Origin of the sequence: Actinoplanes hulinensis (assembly GCF_019429605.1) — a bacterium.
Classification (GTDB): Bacteria; Actinomycetota; Actinomycetes; order Mycobacteriales; family Micromonosporaceae; genus Actinoplanes; species Actinoplanes campanulatus.
Map to the genome: position 1 here is coordinate 19,139 of NZ_JAHXZI010000031.1, position 17,525 is coordinate 36,663.

Annotated in this window: 16 protein-coding genes and 3 pseudogenes; 10 read left to right on the forward strand and 9 right to left on the reverse strand. The window is 68.6% G+C overall.

The window, feature by feature from the left end:
* Positions 1-228 precede the first annotated feature (228 nt).
* From KZ829_RS39100 to KZ829_RS39115, 4 genes and pseudogenes are all read left to right on the forward strand, one after another.
* Positions 229-1,251, forward strand: a complete 1,023-nt coding sequence (locus KZ829_RS39100; RefSeq protein ID WP_372454010.1) for a ricin-type beta-trefoil lectin domain protein — start codon at positions 229-231, stop codon at positions 1,249-1,251.
* A 4-nt stretch (positions 1,252-1,255) separates the two neighbouring features.
* Positions 1,256-1,738: pseudogene (locus KZ829_RS39105) on the forward strand (beta-xylosidase family glycoside hydrolase); the annotation flags it as partial.
* Positions 1,739-1,747: 9 nt separating this feature from the next.
* Positions 1,748-3,130, forward strand: coding sequence for a non-reducing end alpha-L-arabinofuranosidase family hydrolase (locus KZ829_RS39110; protein WP_220148888.1), 1,383 nt, complete (start codon positions 1,748-1,750; stop codon positions 3,128-3,130).
* Positions 3,131-3,408: 278 nt separating this feature from the next.
* Complete coding sequence (locus KZ829_RS39115; protein ID WP_220148889.1) at positions 3,409-4,086, forward strand: HAMP domain-containing protein; 678 nt, start codon at positions 3,409-3,411, stop codon at positions 4,084-4,086.
* On the opposite strand, the gene KZ829_RS39120 is transcribed toward KZ829_RS39115, so the two are convergent.
* From KZ829_RS39120 to KZ829_RS44300, 4 genes are all read right to left on the reverse strand, one after another.
* Positions 3,992-4,465, reverse strand: a complete 474-nt coding sequence (locus tag KZ829_RS39120) for a fatty acid desaturase family protein (protein WP_246637007.1) — start codon at positions 4,463-4,465, stop codon at positions 3,992-3,994. The genes KZ829_RS39115 and KZ829_RS39120 overlap by 95 nt on opposite strands.
* 241 nt (positions 4,466-4,706) lie before the next feature.
* Positions 4,707-5,591 carry an iron-containing redox enzyme family protein gene (locus KZ829_RS39125; protein ID WP_220148890.1) on the reverse strand — a complete coding sequence of 295 codons (885 nt, stop codon included), beginning with the start codon at positions 5,589-5,591 and terminating at the stop codon, positions 4,707-4,709.
* Between the two features lie 220 nt (positions 5,592-5,811).
* Positions 5,812-7,011, reverse strand: a complete 1,200-nt coding sequence (locus tag KZ829_RS39130; RefSeq protein WP_220148891.1) for a PP2C family protein-serine/threonine phosphatase — start codon at positions 7,009-7,011, stop codon at positions 5,812-5,814.
* Between the two features lie 520 nt (positions 7,012-7,531).
* A complete protein-coding gene (locus KZ829_RS44300) occupies positions 7,532-7,654 on the reverse strand; it encodes a hypothetical protein (protein ID WP_281428350.1) in 123 nt (40 codons plus the stop codon).
* 334 nt (positions 7,655-7,988) lie between these two features.
* Here KZ829_RS44300 and KZ829_RS39135 point away from each other — a divergent pair, with 334 nt between their 5' ends.
* A complete protein-coding gene (locus KZ829_RS39135) occupies positions 7,989-8,426 on the forward strand; it encodes an SRPBCC family protein (RefSeq protein ID WP_246637008.1) in 438 nt (145 codons plus the stop codon).
* A 393-nt stretch (positions 8,427-8,819) separates the two neighbouring features.
* Here KZ829_RS39135 and KZ829_RS39140 read toward each other — a convergent pair whose 3' ends face one another.
* Entirely contained in the window at positions 8,820-9,776 is a 957-nt protein-coding gene (locus KZ829_RS39140) for a GlxA family transcriptional regulator (protein ID WP_220148893.1), read from the reverse strand.
* 93 nt (positions 9,777-9,869) lie between these two features.
* Between KZ829_RS39140 and KZ829_RS39145 the strand changes: the two genes are divergently transcribed.
* The 4 genes from KZ829_RS39145 (at position 9,870) to KZ829_RS39160 (ending at position 13,031) form a co-directional block, all read left to right on the forward strand.
* On the forward strand, positions 9,870-10,163 hold the full coding sequence (locus KZ829_RS39145) for a hypothetical protein (protein ID WP_220148894.1): 294 nt from the start codon (positions 9,870-9,872) through the stop codon (positions 10,161-10,163).
* Positions 10,147-11,769, forward strand: a complete 1,623-nt coding sequence (locus KZ829_RS39150) for a sensor histidine kinase (RefSeq protein WP_220148895.1) — start codon at positions 10,147-10,149, stop codon at positions 11,767-11,769. Before KZ829_RS39145 ends, KZ829_RS39150 begins: the two co-directional genes overlap by 17 nt.
* Positions 11,770-11,973: 204 nt before the next feature.
* A complete protein-coding gene (locus tag KZ829_RS39155; protein WP_220148896.1) occupies positions 11,974-12,303 on the forward strand; it encodes an ArsR/SmtB family transcription factor in 330 nt (109 codons plus the stop codon).
* Positions 12,303-13,031 carry a cation diffusion facilitator family transporter gene (locus KZ829_RS39160; protein ID WP_220148897.1) on the forward strand — a complete coding sequence of 243 codons (729 nt, stop codon included), beginning with the start codon at positions 12,303-12,305 and terminating at the stop codon, positions 13,029-13,031. Before KZ829_RS39155 ends, KZ829_RS39160 begins: the two co-directional genes overlap by 1 nt.
* Before the next feature lie 26 nt (positions 13,032-13,057).
* Here KZ829_RS39160 and KZ829_RS43655 read toward each other — a convergent pair whose 3' ends face one another.
* The 4 genes and pseudogenes from KZ829_RS43655 to KZ829_RS43665 form a co-directional block, all read right to left on the reverse strand.
* Entirely contained in the window at positions 13,058-13,468 is a 411-nt protein-coding gene (locus KZ829_RS43655) for an arsenate reductase ArsC (RefSeq protein ID WP_246637009.1), read from the reverse strand.
* Positions 13,469-13,516: 48 nt separating this feature from the next.
* Positions 13,517-14,224, reverse strand: a pseudogene (locus KZ829_RS43660) (aquaporin); the annotation flags it as partial.
* A gap of 52 nt (positions 14,225-14,276) precedes the next feature.
* Positions 14,277-14,966 carry an arsenate reductase/protein-tyrosine-phosphatase family protein gene (locus tag KZ829_RS39170; protein WP_220148898.1) on the reverse strand — a complete coding sequence of 230 codons (690 nt, stop codon included), beginning with the start codon at positions 14,964-14,966 and terminating at the stop codon, positions 14,277-14,279.
* Positions 14,967-15,092: 126 nt separating this feature from the next.
* A pseudogene (locus KZ829_RS43665) lies at positions 15,093-15,185 on the reverse strand (transcriptional regulator); the annotation flags it as partial.
* Positions 15,186-15,595: 410 nt separating this feature from the next.
* Between KZ829_RS43665 and KZ829_RS39175 the strand changes: the two are divergent.
* Positions 15,596-17,434, forward strand: coding sequence for a beta-propeller domain-containing protein (locus KZ829_RS39175; RefSeq protein WP_220148899.1), 1,839 nt, complete (start codon positions 15,596-15,598; stop codon positions 17,432-17,434).
* Positions 17,435-17,525 lie beyond the last annotated feature (91 nt).

A 17,525-nucleotide genomic window follows, 5' to 3' on the forward strand; every position in this document is an offset into this window, starting at 1 on the left:
TGTGAACGCGGTCGAGCGTCAAAAAGTCATCCTTGAATGTCTCGACACATCCTGGCAATCTCCGAGGGGAGTGTTAGCGCTCTCATCCCCCCGTCCGTCCGCGCTCCTCAGAAAGCGGGCGGGTGAGCGATAACAAGCCTGCTCATTCCCCCAGGAGGCTTTGCCATGCCCACTCGAAGCCGGCGACTCCATTCGACCGTACTCGCTGCTGCTCTTGCCGTTGCCTTGGTGTTCCTCCATCCCGCCGCGGCGGCCGCGGAATCCAACGGCGGCACCCGCGTCATGCCGCTCGGCGACTCCATCACCGAGGGCACCCAGATCCCTGGCGGCTACCGGATCGGGCTCTGGCAGCGCCTGGCGTCCGCCGGATACCGCGTCGACTTCGTCGGCACCCAGTTCAACGGGCCGGCCAACCTCGGCGACCACGACCACCAGGGCCATCCCGGCTGGCGCATCGACCAGATCGATGCCAACGTCACCGGCTGGCTGCGCACCACCACCCCGCGCACCGTGCTGCTGCACATCGGCACCAACGACATCCTGCAGAACTACAACGTGCCTGGCGCCCCGGGCCGGCTGTCCACCCTGATCGACCGGATCACCAGCACCGTGCCGTCGGCGGACGTCTTCGTGGCCACGATCATCCCGCTTGCCAACTCCGGTCAGGAGGCCGCCGCCCGCACCTACAACGCGGCCCTGTCCACGATCGTGCGGAGCAAGGGTTCGCGAGTGCACCTGGTCGACATGCACGCCGCCCTCACCACCGCCGACCTGATCGACGGCGTCCACCCGACCGCCGCCGGCTACGACAAGATGGCCGCCACCTGGCACGCCGCACTGCGCTCGGTGCCGGGCACCATCGGCGACCCGAGCAGCGGCAGCGGCAGCGCGCTGGTCAGTGCCGCTTCCGGGCGCTGCCTGGACGTCCCCGGCAGCAGCACCGCCAACGGCACCCAGCCGATCATCTGGGATTGCAGCGGCGCGGCCAACCAGCAGTGGGCCTACGACGGGCAGACCCTGCGCTCGCTGGGCAAATGCCTCGACTCGCCGACCGGCGCCACCAGCGGCGCCAAGGCCCAGCTATGGGATTGCAGCGGCGCCGCCAACCAGCGGTGGAGCCACACCTCCGGCGGCACGGTCCGCAACGCCCAATCGGGTCTGTGCGCGGAGAGCGGTAATACCACCAACGGCTCCACCGTCACCCTCCGGACCTGTACCGGGTCCGCCGCACAGAACTGGACCAGACGATGAGAGGAGCACCCGGAACACCCTCACCCACCGCATCCAGGGACCGTCGTCGACAGCCACCATCGAACTCGACTACTCCCAGATGGCCAACGGCGATCGGGCCGGGCTGGCCATGCTGCGCGACTCGTCAGCCTGGATCGGCATCCGCAAGGACAACGGCGTCACCCGGGTCTCGATGACCAACGGCCTCACCATGAACTCCAGTTGGGCCACCACCGGCACCGGCACCGGCACCGAGGCCGCGGGCGCGAGCGTCTCCGGCGGCAAGATCTGGTTGCGGGCCACCGCCGACATCAGACCCGGATCCGGCCGTACGGCCACCTTCTCCTACAGCACCAACGGCAGCACCTTCACCACGCTGGGCCCGGCGTTCACCCTCAACAACGCATGGCAGTTCTTCATGGGCTACCGCTTCGGCGTCTTCAACTACGCCACCCAGTCCCTCGGCGGCGCGGTCACCGTCAACCGCTTCGAGCTCACCGCGCCTTAAGGAGAATTCATGACCAGATCTCGATCGATTCAGGTCGGCGTGGTATCGGCCGCCCTCGTGACGGCCTCGGCGGCGGTCGCTGTGGCCCTGCCCGCGGGCGCCGCCGCGGCCGGCTGCTCGGTGGAATACACCGTGTCGTCGCAATGGCAGGGCGGCTTCAACGCCGACGTGGCCGTCACCAACCTGGGCGACCCGCTCTCCGGCTGGACGCTGACCTGGGCCTACGGCGCCGGGCAGAAGGTCAGCCAGGCGTGGAACGCCACGGTGAGCCAGAGCGGCACGACGGTGACCGCGGCCAACGTGGCCTACAACGGTTCGGTGCCGACGAACGGCTCGGTGTCGTTCGGCTTTACGGGCTCGTGGACCGGCAGCAACCCCGTCCCGTCGGCCTTCAGCCTCAACGGCGTGGCGTGCACCGGAGCGCCGGTGCCGAGCTCACCGTCGAGCCCGGCACCGTCGACCTCACCGTCCACCCCCGGCGGCAACTGCACGCTGCCGTCGAGTTACCGGTGGACGTCGAGCGGTGTGCTGGCGAACCCGAAGAACGGCTGGGTCTCACTCAAGGACTTCACCAACGTCGTCCACAACGGCAAACACCTGGTGTACGCCTCCAATGTCAACGGCTCCTCGTACGGCTCGATGAACTTCACCCCGTTCACCAACTGGTCCGACATGGCCACCACCGGCCAGAACGGGATGAGCCAGGGCACCGTGGCCCCCACGCTGCTCTACTTCGCCCCGAAGAACATCTGGGTGCTGGCCTACCAATGGGGCGCGTGGCCGTTCATCTACCGCACCTCCAGCGACCCGACCAACCCCAACGGCTGGTCCGCGCCGCAGCCGCTGTTCACCGGCAGCATCTCCGACTCCGGCACCGGCCCGATCGACCAGACCCTGATCGCCGACGGGCAGAACATGTACCTGTTCTTCGCCGGTGACAACGGCAAGATCTATCGGGCCAGCATGCCGATCGGGAACTTCCCCGGAAACTTCGGCTCCTCGTACACCACGATCATGAGCGACACGAGGAACAACCTGTTCGAAGCGCCCGAGGTCTACAAGGTGCAGGGCCAGAATCAGTACCTGATGATCGTCGAGGCGATCGGGGCCAGCGGCAGCCGGTACTTCCGGTCGTTCACCGCCACCAGCCTCAACGGAAACTGGACGCCGCAGGCCGCCACCGAGAGCAACCCGTTCGCCGGCAAGGCCAACAGCGGCGCCACCTGGACCAACGACATCAGCCACGGCGACCTGGTCCGCACCAACCCGGATCAGACCAAGACCATCGACCCCTGCAACCTGCAACTGCTCTACCAGGGCAAGAACCCCAACGCCGGCGGCGACTACAACCAACTGCCGTGGCGGCCCGGTCTGCTCACCCGGCAACGCTGAACGTTCGCGCCGGGGCGGCTCATTGCCCGCCCCGGCGTATACCTCCATGTGTAACGAGGGTCCCTCGGGGAGAGCCGTCCCCGACCCGGGCGAGACGTCCAGCGCCGGCTCGACGATTCCGGGGAATCTGTGCTAATCGCGCCCGGTGGGCGACGTGGTCAACAAGGTCCGCGGCGACGAGACCTTGCTCGCGCCGGGCCCTGCGGCGGCTGGAGGAACCCCCCGCGGCGGAGTCCCTCGGCACGATCTACGACACGGCCGACGCCTTGGGGAAGTCCGTGGACAAGAGGGTCGATGAGGCCCGGAAGCAGAGCCAGGACGCCGATCGGGTGAGCCGGTACGCCCTCGGCGGTGCTCTGCTCGTCGCGCCGGCCCTGGCCGTCGTGCTCGCCATTGTGGTCACGCGCTCCGTCGTCCGGCCGTTGTCGGTCGTCGTCGCCGCGCTCGGCAGGCTCGCCAAGGGAGACCTGACCATGGAAGTCGACATCAGGCGCGAGGACCAGCTCGGTCGGTTGGGGACGGCGCTGAACGAGACCGTCCAATCCCTGCGGGGTACGGTCGGTGTGGTGTCCGGACACGCCGACTCGCTCGCCGGCTCTTCTGACGACCTGTCCCGGACAGCTGAACAGATTGCCGCGTCGGCCGACGAGACCAGCGCACAGGCTCAGAAGGTCACCCGAGCCGCCGCGCAGGTGTCGGTGAATGTCGACGCCGTCGCTGCTGGAAGCACCGAGATCGGCGCCGCGATCCGGGCGATCGCGCAGAACGCCAGCGAGGCTGCGGCCGTCGCGACCGAGGCGGTCAGCGTGGCTCAGGCGACCAACGAGACGGTCGGCAAGCTCGGCAGCTCCTCGGCCGAGGTCAGAAGTGCCCGTACCCGGTCGGCGCCAGAGCGATCTTGGAAAGCCAGCGTTCCACCGCCTCCCGCTTGTGGCCCAGCTCGTGGGCGGTGTTGATGGCGATGCCGTTGACCAGCCCCGTGGTGAGCACGAGCCCGATGCCGCCGATCGGTCCTGGGCCGGCGACCCAGGCCGCGCAGGTGACAGCGAGGGCGGCGTATTGGGCGGGCAGGAAGAGGTAGGTGATCCAGCGGTAGTACGGCGAGGCCTGCAGCGCGGGCACCGCCTCCTCGGGTGGGTTCGCGTGGTCGTCGCCGATGACGACATCGATGAGCGGGATGACACCGAGGATGAAGAGCGGGGTCAGCCACCAGGCCCACATGGAGCCGGTGCCCACGGCGAGCAGCACTGCGGCGAACGGCAGCGCTGGCACGACGAGCGCGAGCGGCCAGAGCGGGCGTTTGGCGTCGCGCCACGGCGTTACGGCGGTGTCCATGCCCCGATGCTTTACATCGATGGTGATTATGTCAAGCAAATGGACATGGTTCGTCACCCCGTCAAACGTGAATGAGGCATCCCGGAGGCGTCGACGCGAGTGTTGACATTGACGCGAAGAGCGTCGATATAGTTTACACGGGCTAGGTTGATGTACAGTCCGCTTCGGTATCGGAAGGCGTCCCACCCCATCGCCCCCGTTGTGCCGGGACGTCTTCCGATCCGCCCCTGCTTGACTGATTTCAGCGCATCAGGCGCACGAACACGTCAGCGAGCGCGTCGGCGGACTCGGCCGGGGACGCGAGCGGCAGGAGGATGTGGCTGACGGTAAGCCGCACGATGGACTCCGCGGCCAGCGTGACAGTTTTGGGTTCGAGGTCAGGTACATGAACCCCCGCCCACTCCTCAATGACCGCTCCGGCGGTTGCCAGCACAGCGCCGGAGCGGGTGGTGAGGTAGGGAAGCAACTCGTCGGCTCGGCCGCGCGCGCCGGTCAGGATGGCATGGACCAACGGATTGCGGGCAGCTTCCTGCAGGGTGTGCAGAATCGCGGCATGTCCGGCGGCGCGTACGTCGCCGCCATGGCCAAAGAGTCGGCTCCGTACCTCTGCAGCGAATTGATTGATCTCGCGCAGCGCCAGCGCTTCGGCGAGCCCGCCGCGGCCGTCGAATTCGTTGTAAACCGTCTGCCGGCTGACTCCGGCGGCGCGAGCCACGTCAGCCATACGCACGTTCTCCCAGCCGCGCTCCACAGCGAGGTCCCGAGCGGCACCGATCAGGATGTCACGAAGCCGTGCCCGGCTGGCTTGGCGGTACGAAGGGCTGCTTTCCATCGGGTGAAGAGCATAGCCAGGGCGTCCTGACGAAGACGCCGCCAGGTAGAACGCCGTCGCGGCCGCGTCACCGCCGAGACGGCGAAGACCGATGCCGTACGCCCGGTTCGGCAGTGACGACAACCAGGTCATCGTCTGCTTGAACAACTCCTGATGCATCCGCCCGGTGACGCCCGCACCGTACTCGTCGAGCTGAATCTCGACCAGCGCGGCCTTGATCCGGCCCGCCAGTCGCGGGATCGCCCAGGTGTGCGGGTCGGCCTCACGCAACTGATAGACCGACCGGTGGATCACAGGTGGAAGTCCTCGATGTCGCCGGGTTCGACGGTCAGGCCACCGGAACCACCGCTGAGGGTGTCGATCAGGGCGCTGGACAGGGGCCCGCGCGGTGACGGCAGTTTCATGGGCGGCCGAGTGCCTGTTTGACCAGCCATGAAACGGAAATGCGGCCGGTATGCTGCCCGACCCCCTCGCCCGCAAGGCCACCGAGACCAGCCATTCGACCGCCGCCCTCTCAGGGCAGTGGGTCGGTGCCGGGCGTTGTTGCCGGTTGCCATTCGACGAGGACCGCGGTCGCGTCGTCCTGCAGTTGTCCGTGCTGGTGCTCGAGAATGGCGTGGACGAGCCGGCGCATGGTTTCGGGCGCCGAGAGCCGGCCGGCCAGGGCACGGGTGATGAACTCGACAAGTCTGGCGGTGCCGAAGAACTCGTTGTCGTGGGTGCGGGCTTCGATGACGCCGTCGCTGTAGAGCAGTATCTGGTCGCCGGGCTGCAGGGTTTCCTCCGTCACCGTGGGGACGCGCCCGAACCGGCGGCCGAACCCGAGCGGCAACGCGGTGGGCGCGACGAAGTCCGTGACCAGTTTGCCTTCGCGCAGGAGCAGCTCGGCGGGATGTCCGGCGGAGATTCGGCGTAATGCGCCGGTGGCGGTGTCGAGTTCGCACAGGACAGCGGTGACGAAGGCCTGCGGGTGTTTGCGGGCTATCCAGTCGTCGACCGAGTCGTAGATGGCCGCCAGGTCGAGGCCGCTGCGGCGGGCGTTGCGGTAGGCGTTGATCGCCAGCGAGGTGATCGTGCTGGCGTCGAGGCCGTGACCGGCGGCGTCGAAGATCGCCAGGTGCAGGATGTCGCCGTTGACGGCATAGTCGAACGCGTCACCGCCGACGTCGTAGCAGGGTTCCAGCGCGGCGCTGACAGCGATGCCGTGGCCGATGAAGGTCAGCGGTGGCAGGAGATTCCACAACACTTCAGCGGCCAGCTGCATCGGGCGCTGACGGCGGGTGAGTTCGACGGCGTCGCCGTAGGCCCGCCGGGTCATCACCAGTTCGGCCAGCAGGCTGGCCACCACCGGGAGGTCACGCCGGTGCTGGTCGGATATGGCATCGGTGACGGCTTCCAGTACGCCGAGGCGCTCGGTGCCGTCGAGCAGTGGCACCCACAGGTGGTGTGCCTGTTCGTTCGTGGTCTCGTAGATCTCGGTCAGTGCGAACGCCCGGCCGGGCAGGGTGCCGTCGACAGCGATCGGAGCCCTGGAGGGAGTGTCCGGACCGGGCAGTGGCCGTAACTGTCGTTGGTCGTAGTCGACGAGATAGACGACCACTTCCCGAGCGTCGACCAGCGGCGCGAACCGCGTCGCCGCGGCCGCGATGTCTTCGGGCCGGGCATGGTGCGACACCGTCAACAGGTGATCGAGCAACTGCAGCAGATCGGCCACCAACACCTCCGCCTCACGTCGTGATCAGCGGCCGCGAGCACATGTCGATCGAGCATATAGTTCGGGACGCAAAGCGCGCGGAAGAACCGCGCACGACGATGGGTGGTGTGCCGCCGCCCCGGTGATCATGGGCGCTGCGGGACCTACCCCTGGCAAGGGCCTACGGCGACCGGCGACGGGTGAGCGGGCTGCGTCGGGAAGAGCCGACGCTGCTTGCCGGCGTCAGTTCCTTGAACCAAGGTATCGACGACCTCAGCTTCGTCGGCAACGGCACCGACCATATAGTTGCCGCCCTCGTCGGCCAGAACACGTGGCCGGTATCGACGCGGCCAGCAGGGCTCCGACCCTGCTGCGCGCCGCCGACGGACTGCAGAATCTGACCTCGGTCGCAGTACGAGGCTCGACCGTATAGGTGACCAGTGCCGCCTGTCCCACCGCCTCAGACCCCTGATCTTTGCCACCCTGCCGCGCCTCTGACAAACGGGGAGCCAGTCACAGCAGCACCTGACCGTGACGGCGTCTACTGGCAGGCGGCCGGATTCTGGCAGTCGCGGTGGCCGGACTGCACGGCGTTCTGCCCACAGCTCACCAGTTCCCGGGGAAGGAACGGCTTGCGCAGCGTCGCGGTGGCCAACGCGGTCACGGGGCGTGGGTCACCGGGCGTACCGCCCGCAGTGCTTGCGGCGCCGTCAGCCGCGTCGACCACCGTGTAGAACAGGCCGCCTGCTGGGGCGCCTTCGCCTACGCGGTCACCGGCCAGCGGCTGGCCCCACGCTTCGGCCGGACCGGGTTCCTGGCTCGGGAACTGGTCGACGAGGTCGCGTACACGATCGCCACGGTGACGCGAGCAGCGGTCGAGCTGTGGTCGCGTTACGCATCCGCAGCTCACCCCTCGCCTCAGCCGTAAACATGCTGGTCACGTGTTCGCCGCGCAGGCAGCCGGGTAACTGACAGTCATGGCGAAGGTGCCTCGTACGATGCGCGCCGCGGCCGAGCAGGTGTACGCGATCCTGGCCGACGGCTGGACCTACAGCGACTGGGTCGTGGGGACGGCCCAATTCCGTGACGTTGACGCGTCGTGGCCACAGCCGGGCTCGCGATTGCACCATAAGGTTGGTCCGTGGCCGCTCTCGATCAATGACACGTCGACCGTGACTGCCCTGACCCCGAGACGGGGAATCGCGCTGCGCGCCGGGATCTGGCCGCTCGGTGAGGCCACTGTTCGTATCACCCTCGAACTTACAAACGCGGGCGAGACCCGGGTAACCATGTACGAGGACTTCCGGGCGAGTTCGCTGCACTGGTTCAAGAACAAGATCAACGACTTGGCCCTGTACCGGCGCAACGTCGAAGCCCTGCGCCGGCTGGCCGAACTCGCCGAGCACTCCCGGCACACGAGCCGCTCCGGGCCCTGAACCGTCTCAGCGACAAGAGCGGTTATCCGCCCGAAGCGAAGTTCCGTCGTAGCCGCGCAGGTTCGCTGGTCCTCACGGGCGATGAAGTACGCAGAACTCGTTGCCTTCGGGGCGGCGAGAGCGGTGAGCCCCTCATCGCCGTTCCGCCCGACATCACGGGTGGCGCCCAGCGCCGGCAGCCGGGCTACTTCGGCCCCGGGGGGCCACCAGCTCCGCGACCACCACCCGGTGGACCCGGCCGGTTTGGCGGGTCGGTCAAGTGCGAAGGCTACACCGCGTACGAGATCAACTTCGGCGTGTGCGCATGGGTGGACTGCGGCGCCATCGGCGAGATCGTCCTCTGCGACTCCGACGCCACCACGGCCGGCAAGGCCCTGGTAGCGGCCCGGGGGCTTATGCCGAGTGTGACCGGAACGTTCCGCGGTACGCCTGCGGGGTGATGCTCAGCCGCTGGGCGAAGTGATGCCGCAGGGTGGCCGCGCTGCCGAAGCCGGCCCGCTCGGCGATCGTGTGCACGCCGAGGTCGGAGTCCTCGAGCAGCCGGCGGGCGAGCAGTAGCCGCTGATTGGTGAGCCAGTCGTGCGGGGTCGCGCCGGTCTCGTTGCGGAACTTGCGGACGAACGTGCGCGGCGCCATGTGGGCGAACTCGGCCATCGTGTCGACGGTGTGCGGCTGGTCCAGCGTGCCGAGCAGGTGGGTGAGCACCGGTTGCAGCGTCTCGCACTGAACCGGTTGCAGCGGGGTCTCGATGAACTGCGCCTGGCCGCCGTCCCGGTGCGGCGGCACGACCAACCGCCGGGCCAGGGCGGTGGCGATCGCGGTGCCGTGCTCCTGGCGTACGAGATGCAGCCCGGCATCCAGGCTCGCGGCGGTGCCCGCGCTGGTCAGGATCTTGCCGTCCTGGACGTAGAGCACGTCGGGGTCGACCTTGGCGGCCGGGTAGCGCTGGGCCAGTTCGTCGGTGTGCCGCCAGTGGGTCGTGCAGCGGCGCCCGTCGAGCAGGCCGGCCTCGCCCAGCGCGAACGCGCCGGTGCACACGCTCATCACCCAGGCGCCCCGCTCGTACGCCCGGCGCAGCGCCCCGATCACCTCGGGGGCCACCGCGTAGCCGTTGTGGTAGTAGCGCGCGACGGCGACCAGGTCTGCCTCCTCGACCCGGGACAGGTCGTTCTGGACGCTGATGGCGAAGCCGGTGTGGGTGGGCACCGGGCGCCCGTCGAGCGAGCAGACGGCGAAGTCGTATGTGGGCAGACCCTCGTCGCTGCGGTCATATCCGAACAGCTCGCAGAGCACGCCCAGCTCGAAGGCCGCGACCTCGGGGAGGGCGATCACGGCCACGTTACGCAGCATGTGACACAGGTTACGGCGGGTTGGCAGGATATTTAATGTATATGGCATTTCTGCCGCTTTCGGCCACAGCCGATCGGGCGAAGACTTGTCGTCATGGCACTCGGCGTACTGGTCCTTTTCCTGTTCATCACCCTCGCATCGATGGCCGGCAAGGTCGCCTTCCTGGCCGAAGGGCTCGCAGATCTGATTACCGCAAAAATCTTTTCACCGCTGCTACGCCGGGAGGCCGAACGCGGGCGGGAAGCCAACAGCCGATACCGCCCAGGCATGGCCCCTTACCGGGCCCGGCCCGGTCCCGTACGCGATAAGCGTTGCGGGCAGGGGCGATGCGGCCAGGTCGATCGCACCGTTTTCATGGGAGGGGGAGCCGATGCCAGCAGAGTCTGAGAGTTTCGGTAACTCCGGCGCCGCACTGCCCCGCCTGCCGGCCGTGCTTGCCGCGGCGCTGGACGCCTATCTCGCGTTTGACGCCACCGGGCGGGTGATCGCCTGGAACCCCGCTGCGGAGACCACGTTTGGCTACACCTCAGCGCAGGCGTGCGGCCGGTCCGTGGTGGAGCTGATCATGCATCCAGAAATGCGGGCCGCCGGCCGGGCCGAAATCGCGGCACTGGCCAGCGGGCTGCCCGGGCAGACGCGGGACCGGCGGCTGCAGTGGGCCGCCTGGCACGCCAACGGTCACGAGGTCCCGATCGAGATGACAATGATTGCCACCGACGAGCCCACCGGCCGGGTGTTTCACGTCTTCGCCCACGACATCACCACCGCCCAGCGAGCCGGCCGGTTCGCCGCCACCGAAGCCGCCGTCATCCGCGGCCTGGCCGAAGCCGACTCCAGCACCACCGCCGCGGCCCGGGTTGTCGAGGCTCTCGGCGTCAGGATGGGCTGGCCGGTCACCGAGCTGTGGGTCGTCGACGACGACCGGCAACTGCTGAACTGCGCCGCCCGTTACGCCCATCCCGGCCGGCGGCTGCACGACTTCGCCGTCGACACCGTGGAGCCCGGCATCACGCTGCCCGGCCGGGTATGCGAAGACGGCACGGCGCACTGGATACCCAACCTGGGCGCTGACACCGAATCTCCACGCAGCCGGGCCGCCGCCCGGATCGGACTACGTGTCGCCATCGGCGTCCCGTTGTGCGCGGCCGGCCATGTCATCGGCGCGCTGTGCGTCTACGGGGACCGCGTCGAAGACCCGGAAGACACCCTGCTGGGCCTGTTCAGCGGCCTCGCCGCCCAGATCGGGCAGTACGTGGAACGGCGCCGCGCCGAAGAACTCGCCATCGAACTGGCCCGTACCAAGGACGAGTTCCTCGCCATGGTTACCCACGAACTACGCAACCCGCTCGCCGCGATCACCGGCACCGTCACTCTCCTGCAAGAGGAATTCGACGACCTTACCCACGACGAACAACGGCACTACCTGCGCATCGTCACCCGTAACGCCGAACGGCTGTCAGTCATGGCCGACGATCTGCTCGACCTGGCCCGGCTGGAGTCCGGGCACCTCGCCATCAACCCCACCAGCACCGATCTGTGCGCCATCATCCGGCAAGTGGTGGACGCCGCCGCCTCACCAGCCGCCGGCAAAGGCCTCACCATCACCACACAGCTGCCTGAACAGCTCGAGTTGCACGCCGACCCGGACCGGCTACGCCAAGTCGCCGACAACCTGGTGTCGAACGCCGTCAAGTACACGCCGGCTTACGGAACGATCACCATTACCGCCGCCCTCGACGACACCGGCCGGACCATCACCTGGTCCGTCGCCGACACCGGTATCGGGATTCCCGCCGCTGAACGACCCCGCCTCTTCCGCCGTTTCTACCGCGCCTCCAGCGCGCTCGACCGATGTATTCCCGGCACCGGTCTCGGCCTGGTCATCGCCCGCACCATCATCGAACGCCACCAAGGCACCATCACCCTTAACGACCACGACGGCCCCGGCACCACCTTCACCATCGAACTCCCGGTCAAGCCGAGATCGGAGTGACTGTAAACGGCGCCCGGCGACCTCGTCGAGGGTGAATCCGAGACGCCGCGCCGCCTTGATAACCCGCAGGACGGTGACCGCCTCAGCCGGATGCGGGCGGTGCCCGCCCAGGCTGAGGCCGGGCTTGTCGGACAGGTCACGGCGCTCGATTATCGCAGCGTCTGCAGGCTGCGAACAGTACAGCCATAGCTGTACTGTTCGGGTGTGCGGACGTTGACTCACGGCGCGGTGCTGGCCCGGTTCGGGCACGCCATCTCGGATCCGACCCGGGCGCGGCTGCTCCTGGCGCTGCTCGACGGTCCGGGATATCCGGCGCAGCTGGCCGAGTTGCTCGGCGCGACCCGGCAGAACGTGTCGAACCACCTGACCTGCCTGCGCGGCTGCGGCCTGGTCGTGGCCGTCCCGGAAGGTAGGCGGGTCCGCTACGAACTCGCCGACCCCCGGCTGGCCCACACCCTGGGTGACCTGCTGGGCGTGGTGCTCGCCGTGGATCCCGACGCCTGCCCGGACTCCGCGACGATGGGCTGCTGCTGATGACCGGACCGCTGATCCAGATCACCCCGGCCGGCCCGTCGCCGCAACGCCGGACCGCGCTGCACCGGCGAGTGCGTCTGCTGGTCGCCGCGACCATCACCTACAACGTCAACGAGGCAGTCGTCGCGATCACCGCGGGCACCGTCGCCTCCTCGACCGCGCTGATCGGCTTCGGCCTGTACTCGGTGATCGAGGTGTCCTCGGCCGCGGCGGTGGCCTGGCAGTTCACCGGTAAAGATCCGCAGCGGCGGGAGAGGGCCGCGCTGCGTGTCATCGCGGTCTCATTCTTCGCCCTGGCCGTGTACGTGAGCGTCGAGTCGATCCGGGCACTGGTCGGCGGCGCGGAGGCCGAGCACTCCGGCGTGGGCCTGATTCTGGCCGCCCTCTCGCTGGCGATCATGCCTGGCCTGTCGTACGCCCAGCGGCGGGCGGGCCGCGAACTCGGCTCCCGTTCGGCCGTCGCCGACTCCAAGCAGACCCTGCTGTGCACGTACCTCTCTGCGGTCCTGCTGGTGGGCCTGGCAGTCAACAGCCTGTTCGGCTGGTCCTGGGCCGACCCGGTCGCCGCCCTCGTCATCGGGTCCGTAGTCGCGGTCAAGGAAGGCCGCGAGGCCTGGCGCGGCGACGCCTGCTGCGCACTGGCACCGCGACGGAGACGGCGCCGGAGAGTCCGGATGCCTGCGGTTGTGCACCCGGCTGCGACTGCTTGCGGCAGCGCTCGGACCTGATGCCGCTGCCCTTCCGGCATGCGGGATCAGGCAGGCGGGAGCAGATCTGCGAGCAGGACCTCGATCCGCGTACGGATCTCGTCGCGGATCGGGCGGACGGCGTCGACGCCCTTGCCGGCCGGGTCCTCGAGCTTCCAGTCCTCGTAGCGTTTGCCGGGGAAGACGGGGCAGGCGTCACCGCAGCCCATCGTGATGATCACGTCGGGCTCCAGGGCTCCTTCCCAGGTCAGCTTGGTGGGGGTCTGGCCGGTGATGTCGATGCCGACCTCTTTCATGGCCTCGACCGCTGCAGGGTTGATCGTCTCGGCGGGGGCGGAGCCGGCGGAGCGGACTTCGACGCGATCGCCGGCGAGGTGGCGCAGCCATCCGGCGGCCATCTGGGAGCGGCCGGCGTTGTGAACGCAGACGAACAGGACGGTGGGCTTTGTGGTGCTCATGAGTGTCACTTTCTCGAGGGATGAATCTCAGAGGGCACGGCTGGGCTCGACGACGACATCGTCGGCGGCATCACCGGCCGTCGGGTAAAGGGCGAGCAGAACTCCGACGCCGATGACCAGGCCGGCTATCTGTGCGATGACGAAGCCGGGCACCGAGGTCGGGGCGATGCCGGCGAAGGTGTCGGTGAAGGCGCGGCCGATGGTGACGGCCGGGTTGGCGAAGCTGGTGCTGCTGGTGAACCAGTAGGCGGCGCCGATGTAGGCGCCGACCGCGGCCGGGGCGACGGCGGCGCGCCCGGATCGGGCGAGGGCGAAGATCAGTAGAAGCAGGCCGACGACGGCGACGATTTCGCCGAGCCACAGGTTGCCGGCGGTGCGGTCCTTGGTCGACATGGTGACGGGTGCCAGGTTGAACATCAGGTTGGCCAGGATCGATCCGGCGATCGCTCCGAGGGTTTGCGCTACGGCGTACCCGCCAAGGTCTTTGATCTTCAGGCCGGTGCCGGTCCGGCGGCCGAGGAACCAGTCGGCGGCGGAGACGATCGGGTTGAAGTGGGCGCCGGAGATCGGGCCGAAGGTGAGGATCAGCGCGCCGAGGGCGAATGCGGTGGCGACTGAGTTCTCGAGTAGTTGCAGGCCGACGTCGTTCGGGGACAGTTGGACCGCCATGATGCCGGAGCCGACGACGGCGGTGACCAGCAGCATCGTGCCGAGCAACTCGGCGAGCAGGCGCCGCCACAGGGTGATCTGGTACATGGGTTGAAATGGCTCCGGTTCCGTTGGCGGGGATGTCACTGGGCGGCTGGGGTCAGCCGTGGTCGGCTCCGGTGTGGATGGCGGGGGCGATCCGGTCGATGCGGTCGGCCAGGTCGGTGTAGGCGGCCTCGAACGCCTCGTCGGTGTCGACGCGGGCGGGGTCGGGCACGGACCAGTGCAGGCGCGGGCGGATCGGGCCGGTGAGGTCTTCGTGGGCGTTGTCGCAGACCGCGATGATCAGGTCGCCCTCGCCGAGGATGTCGTCGACATGGTTGGTGCCGGTGGGGTCGAGGGCGAGGCCGTGTTCGTGGGCGACCCGGACCGCCCGTGGATGCACCCGTGGGGCGGGGGCGGTGCCGGCGGAGGCGACCTCGCCGCCGATGCGGTCACGCCACAGCGCGGCGGCCAGCTGGGAGCGGGCCGAGTTGTGGGTGCAGACGAACACCACCCGCTCCGCGCTCTCCAGGTTTGGTGTGGTGAGCGATGACAGCACGCCAGTGACCAGCCGCAGGTAGGTGCGGCGGCGGTCGCCCTCAGACCTGGTGCGCGCGAGCAGGCCCGCTTCCTGGAGGACCTTGACGTGGTGGGCGACCAGATTGGTGGGCATGGCGAGGTCGGCGGCGATCTCGCCGGGGGAGGCGTCGCCGAGGATGAGCGCGTCGACGATGGCGAGGCGGGCGGGGTCGCCGAGGGCCGCGTGCACCCGGGCCCGCGCCGTCAGCGACAAAGAATCAGCGTTCATTGACTCAATGATTGCTGAGGTAAAAGTGATCTGGCAAGCGAACGTCGGTTGAACGGGTTGAGTGTGGCTTCCCAAGGCGACAGGGCGCCCACCACTGCCACCCGAGCGAAACGCCGGCGGGGTGCGTCAGGTGAGCAGGCTGGCCAATTGCCGCATCATGTCCGGCCGGGCGCGGTAGTACACCCAACTGCCGCGCCGTTCGGCGTCGACCAGGCCGGCCCGGAGCGATCCTCGCCGTCACCGCGTTCGGGATCGGCTTCGGCATCGTCAGCCTCGCCACCCCGCAGCTTCTCGCCGACCGGTACGGCACCGGCGCGTACGCCGGCATCGCCGGCACTCTCGCCGCGTTCGTCACCCTCGCCAAAGCCGGCGCACCCCTGGCCGCGGCCCTTCTGCTCACCGCTACCGGCGGCTACCTGACCGTCTTGCTCAGCACCAGTGCCGCCAGCCTGATCGCCGTCGCCGGGATCCTCGCCCACGCCGACACCCCACGGCCCGCCCACACCGCACCCGGCACCGCCCAGCTCGGCTGAACGGGCCTGCTACGCCTCCGCAACCGGCTTCGACAGCTGCTCGCGGAACCAGGACCCGCCGCGTGGCGTCACACCCCCATGTCACGCCGTCTGATCATGTGCGCAGCCCTCGTCTTCATCGCTCCGCTAGCCAGCTGCACGGCGGCTCCCAGTGCGCGGCCCGCGGCGTCCCCGTCCACCGGCGCCGCGATGCGCCTGGTGGCGTTCGACTCGTGCGATCAGCTGATCGCCGATCTGCGTCGGGCGGCGAAGGCCAGCGTCGGACCATATGGCTTCGGCGGCGGGCCCGAACTTCTCGACGACTCTGTCCGGACCGTGGAGGGCTCCGCGAGCAAGCTGGACAGCGCCCCAGGGCCGGCCTTCTCCGGCACCAACGTGCACGAGTCGGAGGCGGACGAGCCCGACCTGGTCAAGACCGACGGCCGACGGATCGTCACCGTCAGCCAGGGTGTGCTGCGCGTGGTGGACGTGGCCACCCGCAAGGAAACCGGCAGGGTTGACCTGGGTGTCCAGCACGCCGGTCAACTCCAGTTGCTGCTCACCGGCGACTCCGTCCTCGTGCTGGTGCCGGCCGGTTACCAGCGCAGCTTCGTCGTCGGCGAGAAGGTCGAGATCGCCGAGGGTCCCCAGTTGTTGCGCGTCGACCTGTCCGGCCCGCCGAAGGTCGTCAGCCGGTACCAGGGTGAGGGCGAGCTGGTCGACGCCCGGATGACCGGTGCCACCGCGCGGATCGTGCTCCGCACGACGCCGCGGATCCAGTTTCCCGACTTGCCCACCATCTCGGACGAGAAGCGGCGGATCGCCGAGAACCGCGACGCGATCGACCGCGCCCCCGCGGATGTCTGGCTGCCCGGCTGGCAGGTGACCGACGGTGCGGTGACTACCACCGGCAGGGTCGACTGCGGTCGGGTCAGTCGGCCCACTGACTATTCGGGCGGCTCGCTCGTCAGCATCCTGACCTTCGACCTGGCCCGGCCCGCCCTCGGCAGCGGCGACCCGGTCGCCGTCGTCGCCGACGGCGACACCGTGTATGCCACGGCGAACAGCCTCTACCTGGCTAGTGACCAGCGCTGGCGCTTCGACCGCTTCGCCGGCCGGGCGGCGAAGCCGGTACGCCAGGAGACGGACCTCTACAAGTTCGCGCTTGAGGGAAGCCAGCCGCCGGTCTACCGGGCGGCCGGGACCGTACCGGGCTTTCTGATCAACCAGTACGCATTGTCTGAATGGGAGAGTCGTCTTCGGGTCGCCACCACCGATTCGAAGACCGACCGGTCCGCGGTGCGGGTGCTGACCGAACAGAACGGCGAACTCGCGCAGATGGGCATCGTCGACGGGCTCGGCAAGGGCGAGCGGATCTACTCCGTCCGTTTCCTCGGCAACCGTGGCTACGTCGTCACGTTCCGGCAGACCGATCCGCTGTACAGTTTGGACCTCAGCGATCCGGGGAAGCCTGCGGTAACCGGCGAACTCAAGATCACCGGCTACTCCGCCCACCTGCAACCCGTCGGCGCGGACCGGCTGATCGGCATCGGGCAGGAGGCGGACGGCGACGGCCGGACCCAGGGTACCCAGGTGTCGCTCTTCGACGTCTCGGACCCGACGAAGCCCCGGCGGCTGGCGCGGTACCAGGTCCCCGGGGCCTACTCCGAGGCCGAGTACGACCCGCACGCCCTGCTCTGGTGGCCCGCTGCGAACCTCCTGGTCACACCGGTGTCGTCCTGGAACGGACAGGACTCGCAGAGCGTGGCCCTCGTGCTGCGGGTGACCGACGACATCAGGTTGGCCGACGAGGTCTCCCAGCCCGCGGCGAAGGGCTACCCGTCGATGATTCAGCGTTCACTGGTCGCCGGGAACGTCCTGTGGACGCTGTCGGACTCCGGCTTGCAGGCCTCCCATCTATCCACGATGGACCAACTGGCTTGGCTGCCCAACTAGAAATTGGCGCTGTGGACCGACCGAAAGTCTGATCGGGCCCGTTGCCGCCTGGGTGGGTCCATGCCGGTGACCTTGGGCTGGAAGGAGCCGG

Bases quoted from the DNA above. Each gene is read 5' to 3' on its own strand.
- KZ829_RS39135 (WP_246637008.1), top strand. From the start codon at position 7,989: ATGCGCGCCGCGGCCGAGCAGGTGTACGCGATCCTGGCCGACGGCTGG.
- KZ829_RS43655 (WP_246637009.1), bottom strand. From the start codon at position 13,468: ATGAGCACCACAAAGCCCACCGTCCTGTTCGTCTGCGTTCACAACGCC.
- KZ829_RS39140 (WP_220148893.1), bottom strand. From the start codon at position 9,776: ATGCTGCGTAACGTGGCCGTGATCGCCCTCCCCGAGGTCGCGGCCTTC.
- KZ829_RS39150 (WP_220148895.1), top strand. From the start codon at position 10,147: ATGCCAGCAGAGTCTGAGAGTTTCGGTAACTCCGGCGCCGCACTGCCC.
- KZ829_RS39120 (WP_246637007.1), bottom strand. From the start codon at position 4,465: ATGGACACCGCCGTAACGCCGTGGCGCGACGCCAAACGCCCGCTCTGG.
- KZ829_RS39110 (WP_220148888.1), top strand. From the start codon at position 1,748: ATGACCAGATCTCGATCGATTCAGGTCGGCGTGGTATCGGCCGCCCTC.
- KZ829_RS39175 (WP_220148899.1), top strand. From the start codon at position 15,596: ATGTGCGCAGCCCTCGTCTTCATCGCTCCGCTAGCCAGCTGCACGGCG.
- KZ829_RS39145 (WP_220148894.1), top strand. From the start codon at position 9,870: ATGGCACTCGGCGTACTGGTCCTTTTCCTGTTCATCACCCTCGCATCG.
- KZ829_RS39170 (WP_220148898.1), bottom strand. From the start codon at position 14,966: ATGAACGCTGATTCTTTGTCGCTGACGGCGCGGGCCCGGGTGCACGCG.
- KZ829_RS39160 (WP_220148897.1), top strand. From the start codon at position 12,303: ATGACCGGACCGCTGATCCAGATCACCCCGGCCGGCCCGTCGCCGCAA.